A 15,892-nucleotide genomic window follows, 5' to 3' on the forward strand; every position below is an offset into this window, starting at 1 on the left:
TAAAAAAAGCGGGTCAGTTTCCTGACCCGCTCAATACGGTTGATTCTGCATTCCTTTGCCTGATGGCGCGTCGCTTTAAAGCCTACGTGCTGCGTTTTTGTAGGCCGGATAAGGCATCGCCGCCATCCGGCACGGTCGCGCTTAGATAATCTTCAGCGAGATCCAGTACAGCACGCCGGACAGAATAATTGCCGCTGGCAGGGTAAACACCCAGGCCATCAGAATGCTGGTGACCGTTTTGCGCTGTAGACCGCCACCGTCCACAACCATTGTCCCCGCGACGGAGGAAGAAAGGACGTGTGTGGTGGATACCGGCATACCGGTGTAGCTGGCGAGACCGATAGAGACTGCGGCCGTCATCTGCGCCGACATCCCTTGCGCATAGGTCATGCCTTTCTTACCAATCTTCTCACCGATGGTGGTCGCCACGCGGCGCCAGCCGATCATGGTGCCAATACCCAGCGCCAGCGCGACGGCCATGATTATCCAGATCGGCGCGTACTCAATGGTGCTCAGCATATCGGTTTTCAGTTTTTTCAGCAGACGCTGGTCGTCATTGCTTACGCCAGGCAGCTTCACGACTTTATCGGTCGTGTCGGAGATGCACAGCATAATGCGACGCAGCTGGCTACGCTGGTCAACGCTTAACGTGTCGTAGCTTTCCAGATTCGCCAGCATACCTTTCGCGCGATCAAGCGCATTGATGGTATTCGCCGGGTGGCAATGGAACTCTGCGGGTTCTGTCGCGCCCGGTTCCGGTGCGGGAATCAGCTGATCCACGCCGGTGACTTTTTTCAGCAGATCAGGGTGCTGCTGGAAGTACGTTTCGACGTTGTTGATGGCGTCGCGGGTACGGGTAATTTCATAGCCGGATGCGTTCATATTGACGACGAAGCCCGCAGGCGCCACGCCAATCAGAACCAGCATGACCAGACCAATGCCTTTCTGACCATCGTTAGCGCCATGAGAGAACGCCACGCCGATAGCCGAGAGGATAAGTGCGATACGCGTCCAGAATGGCGGCTTTTTCTTACCGTCTTTCTTTTCACGTTCAGCAGGGGTCAGGTGGATACGTGCGCGCTTTTTAGTGCCGCTCCAGTAGCGACGCAGCAAAAAGATCAGACCGCCAGCAAACACCAAGCCTACGATAGGGGAGACAATCAATGACCCAAAGATATTGATAACTTTAGGTATATTTAGCGCATCCACCACTGAAGTGCCGGTCATCATTGCATTGGTTAAACCGATACCAATGATGGCGCCAATCAGCGTATGGGAACTGGAGGCAGGCAGACCAAAGTACCATGTACCGAGGTTCCAGATAATGGCCGCCAGCAACATAGAGAACACCATAGCGAGGCCATGTGCGGAACCCATGTTAAGCAGCAAATCCGTAGGCAACATATGCACGATGGCATAGGCTACACTCAGACCGCCCAGTAGAACGCCAAAGAAGTTAAAGACCGCAGCCATAACAACCGCCAGTTGCGAACGCATCGCACGGGTATAAATCACGGTTGCCACTGCGTTGGCTGTATCATGGAAGCCGTTAATCGCTTCGTAGAACAGCACAAAAGCCAGAGCAAGCAATAATAAAAGCCCGGTATGTAAATCCAGGCCAGCAAACAAATGTAGCATAGGACGTTACGCCATTTTGAGGACATGAACGCGGCGCATTATCAGTGACTTTCGCGGCGCGGGCAAAGTGAAATATAGACTTTTTTTGATATAACGCCTGCTTAATGTCATGCCACTAAAGAATTATCTTATAGAATTCAATTAAATACTCATATCCATTGATTTTGTCGCTGGTGCGACCACTGAGGAATCTTTACAATTCACGCCCTGTTTTCAGAGAGGATCGCAAAGTGGAAAGGTTTGATGCCGTTATTATAGGCGCTGGCGCGGCGGGTATGTTCTGTGCGGCGCAGGCCGGTCAGGCGGGTCGCCGCGTGCTGCTCATCGATAATGGTAAAAAACCGGGGCGTAAGATCCTGATGTCCGGCGGCGGGCGCTGCAACTTCACGAATCTGTATGTCGAACCTGCTGCCTATCTGAGCCAGAACCCCCATTTCTGCAAATCGGCGCTGGCGCGTTACACCCAGTGGGACTTTATCGATCTGGTGGGCAAACACGGCATCGCCTGGCATGAAAAAACGCTCGGCCAGCTGTTCTGCGACGACTCTGCGCAGCAAATTGTCGATATGCTGGTGGCGGAATGCGCAAAGGGCAACGTGACGATGCGCCTGCGCAGCGAAGTGCTCAGCATTGCGCGTGATGACGAAGGGTTTACCCTGGAACTGAACGGCATGACGGTCGCGGCGAAAAAAGTGGTGATCGCCACGGGCGGTCTCTCCATGCCCGGTCTGGGCGCGTCGCCGTTGGGTTATAAAATTGCCGAACAGTTTGGTCTGGATGTCCTGCCGACCCGCGCCGGGCTGGTGCCCTTCACGTTGCATAAACCGCTGCTGGAGCAGCTTCAGGTGTTATCCGGCGTTTCGGTGCCTGCGGTGATCGCGGCGCAGGACGGTACGGTATTCCGTGAAAATCTGCTCTTTACCCACCGCGGGCTGTCAGGCCCGGCGGTTTTACAGATTTCGAGTTTCTGGCAGCCCGGCGAATTTGTCAGCATCAATTTGCTGCCGGAGGTCGATCCTGATGATTTCCTCAATGAACAACGTTGCGCGCACCCGAATCAAAGCCTGAAAAATACGCTGGCGATGCAGTTGCCGAAGCGCCTGGTGGAATGTTTACAGCAGCTTGGGCAGATCCCGGATGTTTCCCTGAAACAGTTGAACGCACGCGAGCAGCAAGCGCTGATTGAAACGCTGACCGAATGGCGCGTACAGCCTAATGGTACGGAAGGCTATCGCACGGCGGAAGTGACGCTTGGCGGCGTGAACACCGATGAACTTTCTTCGCGCACGATGGAGGCCCGAAAAGTGCCGGGGCTTTATTTTATCGGCGAGGTGATGGATGTCACCGGTTGGCTGGGGGGCTATAACTTCCAGTGGGCCTGGTCGAGCGCGTGGGCATGCGCGCAGGCGCTGAGCGAAGGATAACGGGTTTGCCCGACCAGAGAGCGGTCGGGCGAAATTGTCAGTTCAGGCCAAGAAAATACTGGGCGATTTTAAAGTAGATAATCAGTCCGGTGCCGTCGATCAGCGTGGCGATAAACGGCGCAGAGACCACCGCAGGGTCGATGCCGATGCGCTTGAGCACCATCGGGATCACTGATGACACCACCGCGCTCCACAGCGTAATGCATACCAGCGTCAGGCTGACGATCAGCGTGATTTCCACGCCGATACCCATCATCCAGGCGCGCAGACAACCCGCCAGGCCCAGCGTTATGGCGATCAGCAGCGAGGTCGATGCCTCTTTGCGAATGACCCGCCCCATGTCGCGCAGCCGCACTTCGCCCAGCGCCATTGCGCGCACCAGCGTAGAGGTTATTTGCGTGCCGCTGTTGCCGCCGGTGCCAATCAGCAGGGGAATGAAGAAGGCCAGCGCAATCGCTGACTCCAGCGCCTCTTCGAAATGTTGCAGTACGCTACTGGTATAGGCTTCCGCCACAAACAGCAACAGCAGCCACACAGAACGTTTCTTCCACAGCGTCCACGGGCTGATGTCCAGATACGGTTTCTCCAGCGGCAGCGTCGCCCCCTGGCGCTGCACGTCTTCAGTGACGTCATCTTCCAGAAGATGGGCAATCTCTTTTTCCATCAGGCAGCCGACCAGCTCGCCTTTATCGACGACCGGCACCAGATCGAGCTGGCGTTCGGTCAGCTCGGCAATGATGTGTGGACGTTCGTCGTCGGGTTTGACGCGAAACAGGCAACTGTCCATTAAGGCGCGGATAGATTGCGCCGTGTCGCTTGCCTGCAAAAGTTTCTTGATGGATAAAACCCCGCGCAGCTGTTTTTCCGCAACCACAAACACCTGGCCGGGAATATCATCTGAGGTGAGTTGCGACACAAAGAATTCACGCGCCTCATGAACGCTGAGATGATCCGGCAGCGTAATAAAATCGGTACGCATATATTGCGCGATAGCGTCGCCGTCAAAAGCCGGAGCCGGGTGATGTGCGTTGCAAACGTGGATGGATGACATTGATGTAATTCCCTATAAAAAGCTCTCATAGGGGCGAACAAGACAGGATGAGCACAGGCAGATCCCTACGTCCTGGTTTTAGCACTGCACAACGTATCTGCCCGATAGTGATATCGTCAGAAGTTACCTTGGCAACACCTTGATTCGATGGATGCCTGTATTTCCCTGAGTGGTCTCTCTCGATACCAGCAGGGCGGTAACTTATATTTGTGCAGGAGCCTCGCCATAACGAGATCAATAAAATGAGCCGCCAGTATAGAGAATGTTAACCATTCACAATGTTTATAATTTAGATGGTTTATCAACGGTTGATATACCACATCGTCTCTCTGCCAATAAAAGCCAGCGAAACCCATTAAAGAATGAAGTGAATAGACATCACGGGTATTGGTGTTAGTATTTCATTGATAGTACATATGAGTATGCGTGTTTCATTTACGGCCAGGAACGCTGATGATGACAACATTAGTACCCGTTTTTCGAGCATTTCCGTCATTCACTTTCCTTTACGGCGAGCGCCGCGCTGACGCCTGCATGCCGTCTGGCCATTTTCTTTTTTTCCTTCTTATCCCGGATGGAATATCCCGCTGAACATGTGTTCGGGGGTGTTGTGACACGCATTGTTGGCTAACAGGGATCACGGCGGGTCGGATATGGACAAAATAAAGCGTCATCTGGTGTGGTGGAGTGTTGGCATCCTGGTGGCAATAGCAGCCGTAGCGTGGTGGATGCTACGTCCTGCTGGCGTACCGGATGGCTTTGCCGCCAGCAACGGCAGAATTGAGGCAACAGAAGTCGATATTGCCACCAAAATCGCCGGTCGAATTGACACCATTCTGGTGTCGGAAGGGCAGTTTGTGCGCCAGGGCGAGGTGCTGGCGAAGATGGACACCCGCGTGTTGCAGGAACAGCGGCTGGAAGCCATCGCGCAAATCAAAGAGGCTGAAAGCGCGGTTGCCGCCGCGCGCGCCCTGCTGGAGCAACGCCAGAGCGAAACGCGCGCCGCCCAGTCGGTGGTGAAGCAGCGTGAAGCCGAGCTGGATTCGGTCTCCAAACGTCATGTGCGTTCCCGCTCGCTGTCGCAGCGCGGTGCGGTTTCCGCTCAACAGCTGGATGACGATCGCGCCGCTGCCGAAAGCGCTCGCGCCGCGCTGGAATCCGCCAAAGCCCAGGTCTCTGCGACGAAAGCGGCGATTGAAGCGGCCCGCACCAGCATTATTCAGGCGCAGACCCGCGTAGACGCGGCGCAGGCTACCGAACGACGCATTGTGGCGGACATCGATGACAGTGAATTAAAAGCGCCGCGAGATGGCCGCGTCCAGTACCGCGTTGCCGAACCGGGAGAGGTGCTGTCTGCGGGCGGCCGGGTGCTGAATATGGTCGATCTCAGCGATGTCTACATGACCTTCTTCCTGCCGACCGAGCAGGCCGGCCTGCTGAAAATTGGCGGAGAAGCGCGCCTGGTGCTGGATGCCGCGCCCAGCCTGCGCATTCCGGCCACCATCAGTTTTGTCGCCAGCGTCGCGCAGTTCACGCCGAAAACCGTCGAAACCAGCGATGAACGGCTGAAGCTGATGTTCCGCGTGAAGGCGCGTATCCCGCCAGCGCTGTTACAGCAGCATCTGGAATACGTGAAAACCGGTTTGCCGGGTATGGCATGGGTGCGGCTGGATGAACAGCGCCCCTGGCCTGACGATCTGGCGGTGAGGCTACCGCAATGACGAACCTGGCGCGTCTTCCCATTCCTCCCGTGGCGCACCTTGACGGCGTGAGTCAGCATTACGGGGCAACGGTGGCGCTGAACAACATCACGCTGGATATCCCCGCTCGCTGTATGGTGGGGCTGATTGGCCCGGATGGCGTCGGTAAGTCGAGCCTGCTGTCGCTTATCTCCGGCGCGCGCGTTATCGAGCAGGGCAATGTGCGGGTGCTGGGCGGCGACATGCGCGACGCGACGCACCGCCGCGATGTCTGCCCACGGATAGCCTGGATGCCGCAGGGGCTGGGAAAGAACCTCTACCATACGCTGTCGGTGTATGAGAACGTCGATTTCTTCGCGCGTCTCTTCGGGCATGATAAAGCGGAGCGTGAAGCGCGAATTACCGATCTGCTGAACAGCACCGGGCTGGCGCCGTTTCGCGATCGCCCGGCGGGGAAGCTCTCGGGCGGCATGAAACAAAAACTGGGGCTGTGCTGCGCGCTGATCCATGACCCGGAACTGCTGATTCTTGATGAGCCTACCACCGGGGTTGACCCGCTTTCCCGCGCCCAGTTCTGGGCGTTGATCGACAGCATTCGTCAGCGGCAGACTAACATGAGCGTGCTGGTCGCCACGGCCTATATGGAAGAAGCCGAGCGTTTCGACTGGCTGGTGGCGATGAACGCAGGTGAAGTGATGGCGACGGGCAGTGCGCAAGAACTGCGGGACAAAACCGGCAGCGCCACGCTGGAGCAGGCGTTTATCGCCCTGTTGCCAGAGGCGCAGCGCCAGGCGCACAAACCCGTTGTTATCCCGCCTTATGATGCGACGCAGGAAGAGATCGCTATTGAGGCGAAAGATCTGACCATGCGGTTTGGCAATTTCGTCGCCGTCGATCACGTCAATTTCCGCATCCCGCGCGGAGAGATTTTTGGTTTTCTGGGCTCGAACGGCTGCGGCAAGTCCACCACCATGAAAATGCTCACCGGGCTGCTGCCTGCCAGCGAAGGGGAAGCCTGGCTGTTCGGACAGGCGGTTGACCCGAAGGATATCGAAACCCGCCGCCGGGTGGGTTACATGTCGCAGGCGTTTTCACTCTACAGCGAGCTGACCGTGCGGCAAAACCTGGAGCTACATGCCCGCCTGTTCCACATCCCGGACGCAGAGATTCCGCAGCGCGTAGCGCAGATGAGCGAGCGTTTTATGCTCTCTGACGTCGAAGATATGCTGCCGGAGGCGCTGCCGCTCGGTATTCGCCAGCGTTTGTCGCTGGCGGTGGCGGTGATCCATCGCCCGGAAATGCTGATTCTGGATGAGCCGACCTCCGGCGTGGACCCGGTCGCCAGGGATATGTTCTGGCAGTTGATGGTGGATCTGTCGCGCCAGGATAAGGTGACCATTTTTATCTCCACCCACTTTATGAACGAAGCGGAACGCTGTGACCGTATGTCGCTGATGCACGCCGGAAAGGTGCTTGCCAGCGGCACGCCGCAGGAACTGGTAGAGCGGCGGGGCGCTGCCAGTCTTGAAGAGGCGTTTATCTCCTGGTTACAGGAAGCCGCAGGGCCAGCGCCAGTATCACCGCTGCCGACAGCGGACGCGCCAGACGTGCATAAAGCGGGTAAACCGCCGCGCCAGGGTTTTAGTCTGCGACGCCTGTTCAGCTACAGCCGCCGTGAAGCGCTGGAGCTGCGCCGCGATCCGGTACGATCAACGCTGGCCTTGCTGGGGACGGTCATTTTGATGCTGATCATGGGCTACGGTATCAGCATGGATGTGGAAAACCTGCGCTTTGCCGTGCTCGATCGCGATCGGACCGTCAGCAGCCAGGCCTGGTCGTTGAACCTGGCGGGGTCTCGCTATTTTATCGAGCAGCCGCCGCTCACCAGCTATGACGATCTTGACCGGCGTATGCGCTCGGGCGAGGTGGCGGTCGCGATAGAACTTCCGCCCAATTTTGGACGGGATATCGCCCGCGGCACGCCGGTGCAGATTGGCGTGTGGGTAGATGGCGCAATGCCCAGTCGCGCCGAAACGGTAAGGGGATACGTACAGGCGATGCACCAGAGCTGGCTACAGGATGTGGCGAGCCGTCAGCCGAATGCCAGCAGCCAGGGCGGGCTGATGACCATTGAAACGCGCTATCGCTACAACCCGGATGTGAAAAGCCTGCCAGCGATTGTGCCGGCGGTGATTCCGCTGCTGTTGATGATGATCCCGTCGATGCTCAGCGCCCTGAGCGTGGTGCGTGAAAAAGAGCTGGGATCGATTATTAACTTGTATGTGACGCCGACCACCCGCAGCGAATTTTTACTCGGTAAACAGTTGCCGTACATCGCGCTGGGGATGCTGAACTTCCTGTTGCTCTGTGCGCTGTCGGTGTTTGTTTTTGGCGTGCCGCATAAGGGCAGCTTCCTGACGCTCACCCTGGCGGCGCTGCTTTACGTCACCATCGCCACCGGGATGGGGCTGCTGATTTCGACGTTTATGAAAAGCCAGATCGCCGCGATTTTCGGCACCTCGATCATTACGCTGATCCCGGCGACGCAGTTCTCCGGGATGATCGACCCGGTGGCGTCGCTGGAAGGGCCGGGGAGATGGATCGGCGAGATCTACCCGACCAGCCATTTTCTGACGATCGCGCGCGGTACGTTCTCGAAAGCACTGGATCTGATGGATCTCTGGCCGCTGTTCGTGCCGTTGGCGATCGCCATTCCGCTGGTGATTGGCCTGAGCGTATTGCTGCTGAAAAAACAGGAGGGGTGATGCGCCGATTACGCAATATTTATAACCTCGGCATCAAAGAGTTACGCAGCCTGCTGGGGGATAAGGCAATGCTGACGCTGATTGTCTTTGCCTTCACGATTTCGGTGTACTCCTCCGCCACCGTTCTGCCGGGTTCGCTGCACCTTGCGCCAATCGCGATTGCCGATATGGACCAGTCTCAGCTGTCGAATCGCATTGTGAACAGCTTCTATCGCCCGTGGTTCCTGCCGCCGGAGATGATCACCGCCGATGAGATGGACGCCGGACTGGATGCCGGACGTTACACCTTTGCCGTCAATATTCCGCCCAATTTCCAACGGGATGTGCTGGCGGGGCGGCAGCCGGATATTCAGGTGAACGTCGATGCGACGCGCATGAGTCAGGCGTTTACCGGCAACAGCTATATCCAGAACATCATCAGCGGCGAGGTGAACAGCTTTGTGGCGCGTTACCGCGACAATAGCGAGCCGCTGGTCTCGCTGGAAACCCGGATGCGCTTCAACCCGAATCTGGACCCGGCATGGTTCGGCGGCGTAATGGCGATTATTAATAACATCACCATGCTGGCGATTGTGCTGACCGGCTCGGCGCTGATCCGCGAGCGGGAGCACGGGACGATTGAACACCTGCTGGTGATGCCGATCACCCCGTTTGAGATCATGATGGCGAAGGTCTGGTCGATGGGGCTGGTGGTGCTGGTGGTTTCCGGGCTGTCGCTGATGCTGATGGTAAAGGGGGCACTCGGCGTGCCGATTGAGGGCTCCATTCCGCTGTTTATGCTGGGTGTCGCGTTAAGCCTGTTCGCCACCACGTCTATCGGCATTTTTATGGGCACCCTGGCGCGTTCGATGCCGCAACTGGGGCTGCTGATGATTCTGGTGCTGCTGCCGTTGCAGATGCTCTCCGGCGGTTCCACGCCGCGTGAAAGTATGCCGCAGATGGTGCAGGACATCATGCTGACGATGCCGACCACTCACTTTGTCAGCCTCGCGCAGGCGATACTTTATCGCGGCGCCGGGTTTGGCATCGTCTGGCCGCAGTTTCTGACGCTGCTGGCGATCGGCAGCGCTTTCTTCCTGATAGCACTGCTGCGTTTCAGAAAGACGATTGGCACGATGGCGTAAACATTATTGCCGGATGGCGGCTGCGCCTTATCCGGCCTGTGAACTACCAACGGAAACGGACGTAGGCCGGGCAAGCGAAGCGCCCCCGGCAACGAAACGGGCAATCACTCTTCCTTCGGCAAACACTGCAAATGACCGTGGCGCACGCCGCGCTGGGCGATGACGTCATCGGCAAAATGCTGAACGTCGCCCATGTCGCCTTTCAGTACGGCGATCTCCAGACAGTCGTCGTGATTAATGTGTACATGCAGCGTCGCCACCGACAAATCATGGTGATGATGCTGAGTGGAAACGATGCGGCTGGCTAAATCGCGTTTCTCATGCTCATAAACATACGAGAGCACCGCGAAGCCCTGGGTGCCGTGCTCCTGCGTGGCCTCCTGCGCCAGCGCGCCGCGCAGAATGTCACGAATCGCTTCGGAGCGGTTGTTGTAGCCCCGGCGCTGGCTCAGGCTATCCAGCGTTTCGAGTAAATCATCATCGAGAGTAATAGTGACACGTTGCATCTGAATTAAACCTTTTCTGTTGCGCGACGGCGCACGGGAAATGCGGGAAGTACCGCATTTTGTAACACACGCCCGGCGTCAGAGGAAAAGGTTAATGTGTCACCTACGGTTCGCGTCTCAACAATCTGCCCTTCATCCATCACCATTACCCGGTGGCAAAAACGTTCCACCAGACGTAAATCGTGGGTGATAAACAGACAGGCGGTGCCGAACTGCTGTTGCAGCTTTTTGAGCAGACGAATGACGCCCGCCTGCAATACCAGATCGAGGTTGGAGACCGCTTCATCCAGAATCAGTAATTTGGGTTCGACCGCCAGCGCCCGCGCCAGGCAGACGCGCTGTAATTGCCCGCCGCTCAGCTGTGGCGGACGTTTATCCAGAAGCGTGTCGTCCAGATCCACCGCCCGCAGCATCTCGCTGGCGCGCGCGATTTGCTCGGCTCTGGAAAGCGACAGCAAATGGCGCATCGGTTCACGCAGGATCTCGCGTACGGTTTTACGCGGGTTTACCGCGCTGATTGAGTCCTGAAACACCATCTGGATATCACGGCGAAACGCTTTTTGTCTGGCCCGGTTAAGCGTGGAGAGCGGCTCGCCCTGCCAGCAGACGCGGCCCTGCGTCGGCGATTCCAGCCCGACCAGCAGGCGGGCAAGCGTGCTTTTCCCGCAGCCGCTACGCCCCAATAACGCCACGGTTTCGCCGCTTTTCAGGCTTAATGACACCTCTTTCAGCACCGTGTGATGCTGATGTTTGCCGCTGAGGTTAGCGTGCGCGTATTGATGGGAAATACCGCTTACCGTCAGTAACGTCATGAGGCTAACTCCATACCGTACAGCGCGAGATGCGCCGAAACCAGATTACGCGTCACGCTATGCTGCGGAGTGCGGAATAACGTTTCAACGTCACCCAGTTCTACGATCTTGCCGTTGTCCATTACTGCCACATCGTCCGCCAGTCGCGCGACGACGCCCATATCATGAGTGACCAGCAGCATACCGGGCGCGCGGCTGCGCATAATGCTTTCCAGGAGATCGAGAATTCGTGCCTGGGCGACCACGTCCAGGTCGGTTGTTGGTTCGTCCGCGATGATGAACGGCGCGTCGCACAGCAGCGCCATTGCAATCATCATGCGTTGCAGCATGCCGCCGCTCATCTCGAACGGATAAAGCTTCAGCACCCGCGCGGCATTTTCCAGACCTACCGCCTCCAGCGCCGCGATAAGCGTGGCGTCATCCGCCGGTTTACCTGACGCCAGGCAGGTTTCTTTTGCGTGGGCCGCCATCGTGTGCAGCGGATTAAAGGCGCTGCGCGGGTTCTGCATGATGGTCGCGACCTTAATTCCACGCAGCTTGCAGGGGGAAATCGGCTGACCATCGGCCAGAATGGCGCCCGCTGTCTGACGCACGCCTGCGGGCAGGATGCCCAGCGCCGCCGCGCAGGTCAGCGATTTACCGCTGCCGCTGCCGCCCACCAGCGCCAGTACGCGCCCGCGCCTGAGCGCTAACGACACGCCGTGCACCAACGGTCTGTCTGCTTGCAACACAATGTTTTGTAATTCAATTTGTTGTGGCATCAGTGGGCATGCTCCGTCACCAGATGAGGGTCGAGGTGATCGCGCAGGGCGTCACCCACCATGTTAAAGGCCATCACGCTGATAAACAGCGCCAGTCCCGGCCAGAACATCTGTAGCGGCTGAGTCCAGATATACTGGCGCGCATCGTTAATCATTACGCCCCATTCCGGCGTTGGCGCAGTGACGCCGAGGCCGAGGAATGACATCCCGGCGACGTGCAGCATCATATGACCGATATCCAGCGTCGCCAGCACGAGCAGGGAGGGGATCACCGCCCCGGCCAGGTGGTCGATAAACACGCGCACATGCCCGGCGCCGGAAAGGCGCGAGGCGAGCACAAATTCACGCTGGCGCAGGGAGATCACCAGGCTGCGCACCATCCGCGCATACCAGGCCCAGTGCGACAGGGCGATTGCGATGATGACGTTGGTCAACCCCGTCCCCAACACGCCCACGAGGAAAAAAGAGAGGATGGAGGTCGGGAACGTCATAAAGATATCCGCGACGCGCATGGTGAACTGATCGACGCGACCGCCCATCAGTCCGGCGCTGCCGCCGACGATCAGCCCCAGCGCTAACACCAGCAACAAACAGGCGATTACGGAACCGAGCGAGACGCGGGTTGCCGCCAGCAGGCGGGAGAAAATATCGCGCCCCAGATGGTCGGTGCCCAGCCAGTGCTGGCTGTCCGGCGACAGTAAACGTGACGGTAAATCAATCGCCTGCGGATCGTACGGCAACCACCACTGGCTGGTGAGCGCGATGATCGCCAGCAAAGCGATAATGAGGAGCGCCAGGCGCACCGGCCAGCGTGCAGAGAGAAAAAAATTCACGAATGCGCTCCTTCATGGCGACGAATGCGCGGGTCCAGCGCGGCGTTCAGCAGGTCAACAATCAGGTTACAGACCACGAAAACCACCACCATAATGAGCGTAAAGCACTGAATGACCGGGTAGTCGCGGTTAAAAATGGCTGACACCGCATAGCGCCCGACGCCCGGCCAGGCGAAGATGTTTTCGATAATCATCGTGCCGCCAATCAGTTCGCCAATGTGCATCCCGACGGCGGTAATCATGGGTAGCGACGCGTTACGCAGAATATGGCGGCGCTCGGTTTGTTTCGCGTTCAGGCCGCGCAGACGCGCCCATGTGACGTGGCGCTGACCGGCGACTTCCAGCATGCTGGCGCGCAGCAGGCGGGCGTTAATCGCCAGCGACATAAACGCAATCGACACCGCAGGCAGAATGATGTGCTGCCAGCCGCCGTAGCCCATTGCCGGTAGCCACTTTAAATACACCGAGAAGAACATCACCAGCAGGAAGGCGAGCCAGAAGTTGGGCATTGATACGCCGAGAAACGCGATCAGCCGCACGATGAAGTCCGGCAGACGGTCACGATGGCGCGCCGCCCAGATCCCCAGCGGTACAGACGTGAGCAGGATCAGCACCAGCGCCGCGCCCGCCAGCTGTAGCGTGGCGGGCAGAAAGTTCAGTACGTCCTCCAGCACCGGGCGCTGAGTGGCGAAAGAGATGCCAAAATCCAGATGCAGCGCTTTCCACAGCCAGGAGCCGTACTGCACGACCAGCGGTTGATCCAACCCCAGCATAACCCGCGTGGAGGCGACCATCTCTGGCGTTGGCGGTAAGTTAGAGAGCCGCAGATAGTCGAGCGCCGGGTCGCCGGTGCCCATGCGCAGCATTAAAAAGATAATTACCGACGCGGCGAAAATCATCGGGATCAGCAGCAAAATGCGCCGCACAATATAACGCAGCATCAGGGTTTCACCGGGTTGATCTGTTCAAATGGGATCTCGGAGGTAATGGGCGCATAAGGAATTTTCCCCAGCTCGGGTTTCGCCACCACCATCATCGACATATAGCTGATGGGCAGATACACCGCATCGTTATGCAGACGCGTCAGGATGTCGCGATACAGAGACTTACGCTGCGCCTCATCGGTGGTGGTGAGCACCTCGCCAATTTCTTTATCAATTTGCGCTTTGTCCGGCAGCCCAAGCTGCGCCTGATAATCGGCGTGGGACGGTACGCGCATTGAGCTCATAAACGCATGCGGATCGTATGGCGCGCCCCAGGTGCGGGAGAAAATCATCCCGAAACGGCCATCGCGCATACGGGCATAAATACTGCTCTCTTCCTCGCCTACCAGCGACACATCGACGCCCACTTTGCGCATATCGGCCTGGATGATTTCCGCCATCGATTTGCTCAGCGCGTCGGTGCCGATATAGGCCAGCTCAACGTGCAGCGGTTGACCGGCTTTTTCACGAATGGTTTTCCCGGCAGGCAATGTCCAGCCCGCTTTTTCCAGCAGCGCGTTAGCCTGTTGGGGATCGTACTGGCGTGGTTTCAGGCCAATGTCGGCGTAAGGCACGGAGGGGGCAAACAGCGTATCGGCGATCTGCTGGGTGCCGTACAGGGCATTATCGATCAGCGATTTTTTATTTACCGCATAGTTCAGCGCTTCACGCACCGCCAGCTCGTTGGTTGGCGCTTTGGCGGAGTTCAGCGCCAGCATGACGGTCTCAACCGGCGCGGAAAGCTGGGTACGGTATTCCGGCGTCTGGCTGAAACGGGCGAAGGTATCGAGCGGCAGCAGTCCTTCATTGCCATACAGCAGGTCAATATCGCCGGTCTCAAAGGCCACCGCGCGGGTCGTCGGGTCCGGGATCACTTTAATCGTTATCTGGCGGATCGCGGGCTTCTCGCCCCAGTAGTGGTCATTGCGTACCAGCACGTCGTACTGGTTGAGCTTCGACGCTTTCAGAACCCACGGCCCGGTTCCGACAGGCGCTTTAATGCCGTTCATCGTTTCGTTATTTTTAAACTGGGACGGGGCGATAAAGCGGAAAGGGCGCGGCAGGGCGAGTTCTTGCAGGAAAGGATAATAGGCGCTTTTCAGGGTGATTTGCAGTTCGGTTTTACTCAGCGCTTTGACGTCGGTGATTTGGTTCGTCAGCTCCAGCCAGGCATGGCGCTGGCGGTTATCAAGCACCGCGCGGAAATTCTCTGCTGCGGCCTGGGCGTCAAACGCTTCGCCGTTAGAGAAGGTTACGTCATCGCGCAGCGTAAACACCCAGGTTTTGCCATCTGCCGAGTGGGTCCAGCTTTTTGCCAGCCAGGGTTTTACTGAACCATCCGCCTGATACTTCACCAGCGGTTCATACACCATGCTCTGGGCGAACATCTGGTTAGGCGTATAAAGGTGCGGGTTTAGCGGCCCTACGTTTACCGGCCATGCGGTGGTGATCTCGTCAGGTGCGGCGGCATGCGCGAGGAATGACGCACAGGCCAGCAGCGCAAAAAGTGTGCGGCGTAGTCTGGACAAAATGGTGGCCCCGATTAAAAAGAGGTACGACTAAATGAGTATGACGATTCTAAAGATTCATCATACTTTTGACGTGTTCTGGATCAATAGTTGGGCGGTCAAAGGGGAAAGGTATACGAAAATCATATGGTAGCGGCGGCGGAAGGGACACCGGGTGCGCCCCTTTTCCGCAACAAATTTACGCGATGGATTCCAGGCGCTGCACGCAATCGGCGGTCAGCGTGAACGGTGTCGGCGTGCAGACCGCCAGACTCAGGGTATCGAGCTGGCACTGGCTGACCGACAACGCCGAGTTGAGCGTGCTGTCCACGCTGACGATTTGCCAGGCGCTGCCGCCGCGCTGTTTTACGATAGCCTCTTTGCGCGTCCAGATGCGCCAGAACGCCGTCAACTGTTGTTCGGGATGTTCGGCTTCTACTTCCGCATGTTCGCCAAGGCTGAACACCGCGTTGGCCAGCGACCGCCAGTTATCTCGCGGGCGGATCACTTCAATGTCGCAGCCGACTTCGCCCTCGTCGCTCAGCAGCAGGGCGATATCGTCCCCGCTATGACTCAGGTTAAACCAGAGCCGGGTGTCAGGAGAAAAAGCAGGTTTTCCCTGTTCGCCATACACAATCTCCGGCAATGGCGAAAGGGCATGGGAAAGCAGTACGCGACCGGCCAGCCAGCGCGCGCGGCGCGCGCCCTGCGGCGCCTGTGCGTACAGTGGCGACGGCAGCGCGCCTGTGCTCAGTGTCGAAACTTTTCCCAGAACAATCCGGTACAT

At 57.8% G+C, this 15,892-nt stretch carries 13 protein-coding genes and 1 riboswitch; of the genes, 4 read left to right on the forward strand and 9 right to left on the reverse strand.

The annotated features are described in order from the left end of the window. Positions 1-141 precede the first annotated feature (141 nt). Positions 142-1,638: an inorganic phosphate transporter PitA gene (gene pitA, locus OGV79_RS02540; RefSeq protein WP_012135626.1), complete on the reverse strand. Its 1,497-nt coding sequence runs from the start codon at positions 1,636-1,638 to the stop codon at positions 142-144. 230 nt (positions 1,639-1,868) lie between these two features. Between pitA and OGV79_RS02545 the strand changes: the two genes are divergently transcribed. Next, positions 1,869-3,062: a BaiN/RdsA family NAD(P)/FAD-dependent oxidoreductase gene (locus tag OGV79_RS02545; protein ID WP_047460455.1), complete on the forward strand. Its 1,194-nt coding sequence runs from the start codon at positions 1,869-1,871 to the stop codon at positions 3,060-3,062. Between the two features lie 37 nt (positions 3,063-3,099). Here OGV79_RS02545 and OGV79_RS02550 read toward each other — a convergent pair whose 3' ends face one another. Further along, on the reverse strand, positions 3,100-4,113 hold the full coding sequence (locus tag OGV79_RS02550) for a magnesium transporter (protein WP_049011520.1): 1,014 nt from the start codon (positions 4,111-4,113) through the stop codon (positions 3,100-3,102). Between the two features lie 56 nt (positions 4,114-4,169). Next, positions 4,170-4,353: riboswitch (M-box (ykoK) riboswitch) on the reverse strand. 413 nt (positions 4,354-4,766) lie between these two features. Here OGV79_RS02550 and OGV79_RS02555 point away from each other — a divergent pair. The 3 genes from OGV79_RS02555 to OGV79_RS02565 are packed head-to-tail and all read left to right on the forward strand — an operon-like array spanning position 4,767 to position 9,702. Further along, positions 4,767-5,834: an HlyD family secretion protein gene (locus tag OGV79_RS02555; RefSeq protein ID WP_012135621.1), complete on the forward strand. Its 1,068-nt coding sequence runs from the start codon at positions 4,767-4,769 to the stop codon at positions 5,832-5,834. Further along, entirely contained in the window at positions 5,831-8,578 is a 2,748-nt protein-coding gene (rbbA, locus tag OGV79_RS02560; RefSeq protein ID WP_200075915.1) for a ribosome-associated ATPase/putative transporter RbbA, read from the forward strand. Before OGV79_RS02555 ends, rbbA begins: the two co-directional genes overlap by 4 nt. Next, positions 8,578-9,702 (forward strand): ABC transporter permease, encoded by a 1,125-nt coding sequence (locus OGV79_RS02565; RefSeq protein ID WP_049011518.1) that lies wholly within the window; start codon positions 8,578-8,580, stop codon positions 9,700-9,702. The genes rbbA and OGV79_RS02565 overlap by 1 nt, the downstream gene beginning before the upstream one ends. 104 nt (positions 9,703-9,806) lie before the next feature. On the opposite strand, the gene nikR is transcribed toward OGV79_RS02565, so the two are convergent. From nikR to acpT, 7 genes are all read right to left on the reverse strand, one after another. Next, a complete protein-coding gene (gene nikR, locus OGV79_RS02570; RefSeq protein ID WP_012135616.1) occupies positions 9,807-10,208 on the reverse strand; it encodes a nickel-responsive transcriptional regulator NikR in 402 nt (133 codons plus the stop codon). 5 nt (positions 10,209-10,213) lie between these two features. Then, positions 10,214-11,020 (reverse strand): nickel import ATP-binding protein NikE, encoded by an 807-nt coding sequence (gene nikE, locus OGV79_RS02575; RefSeq protein WP_104868070.1) that lies wholly within the window; start codon positions 11,018-11,020, stop codon positions 10,214-10,216. After that, positions 11,017-11,781: a nickel import ATP-binding protein NikD gene (gene nikD / locus OGV79_RS02580; protein WP_012135614.1), complete on the reverse strand. Its 765-nt coding sequence runs from the start codon at positions 11,779-11,781 to the stop codon at positions 11,017-11,019. The genes nikE and nikD overlap by 4 nt, the downstream gene beginning before the upstream one ends. Beyond that, the gene (nikC, locus tag OGV79_RS02585) at positions 11,781-12,614 is read right to left on the reverse strand and encodes a nickel ABC transporter permease subunit NikC (protein WP_012135613.1); all 834 of its coding nucleotides are present in this window, start codon (positions 12,612-12,614) and stop codon (positions 11,781-11,783) included. Before nikC ends, nikD begins: the two co-directional genes overlap by 1 nt. After that, positions 12,611-13,555, reverse strand: coding sequence for a nickel ABC transporter permease subunit NikB (nikB, locus tag OGV79_RS02590; RefSeq protein ID WP_012135612.1), 945 nt, complete (start codon positions 13,553-13,555; stop codon positions 12,611-12,613). Before nikB ends, nikC begins: the two co-directional genes overlap by 4 nt. Further along, positions 13,555-15,129 carry a nickel ABC transporter substrate-binding protein gene (gene nikA, locus OGV79_RS02595; RefSeq protein ID WP_047460476.1) on the reverse strand — a complete coding sequence of 525 codons (1,575 nt, stop codon included), beginning with the start codon at positions 15,127-15,129 and terminating at the stop codon, positions 13,555-13,557. Before nikA ends, nikB begins: the two co-directional genes overlap by 1 nt. 175 nt (positions 15,130-15,304) lie before the next feature. Further along, positions 15,305-15,892, reverse strand: a complete 588-nt coding sequence (acpT, locus tag OGV79_RS02600; RefSeq protein ID WP_012135610.1) for a 4'-phosphopantetheinyl transferase AcpT — start codon at positions 15,890-15,892, stop codon at positions 15,305-15,307.

It is taken from the genome of Citrobacter sp. CK185 (assembly GCF_030333565.1).
Lineage (GTDB): Bacteria > Pseudomonadota > Gammaproteobacteria > Enterobacterales > Enterobacteriaceae > Citrobacter_B > Citrobacter_B koseri.

Coding starts and splice junctions, on each gene's coding strand:
- nikD (WP_012135614.1), bottom strand. CDS start 11,781: ATGCCACAACAAATTGAATTACAAAACATTGTGTTGCAAGCAGACAGA.
- acpT (WP_012135610.1), bottom strand. CDS start 15,892: ATGTACCGGATTGTTCTGGGAAAAGTTTCGACACTGAGCACAGGCGCG.
- nikE (WP_104868070.1), bottom strand. CDS start 11,020: ATGACGTTACTGACGGTAAGCGGTATTTCCCATCAATACGCGCACGCT.
- nikB (WP_012135612.1), bottom strand. CDS start 13,555: ATGCTGCGTTATATTGTGCGGCGCATTTTGCTGCTGATCCCGATGATT.
- rbbA (WP_200075915.1), top strand. CDS start 5,831: ATGACGAACCTGGCGCGTCTTCCCATTCCTCCCGTGGCGCACCTTGAC.
- OGV79_RS02565 (WP_049011518.1), top strand. CDS start 8,578: ATGCGCCGATTACGCAATATTTATAACCTCGGCATCAAAGAGTTACGC.
- OGV79_RS02550 (WP_049011520.1), bottom strand. CDS start 4,113: ATGTCATCCATCCACGTTTGCAACGCACATCACCCGGCTCCGGCTTTT.
- OGV79_RS02555 (WP_012135621.1), top strand. CDS start 4,767: ATGGACAAAATAAAGCGTCATCTGGTGTGGTGGAGTGTTGGCATCCTG.
- pitA (WP_012135626.1), bottom strand. CDS start 1,638: ATGCTACATTTGTTTGCTGGCCTGGATTTACATACCGGGCTTTTATTA.
- nikR (WP_012135616.1), bottom strand. CDS start 10,208: ATGCAACGTGTCACTATTACTCTCGATGATGATTTACTCGAAACGCTG.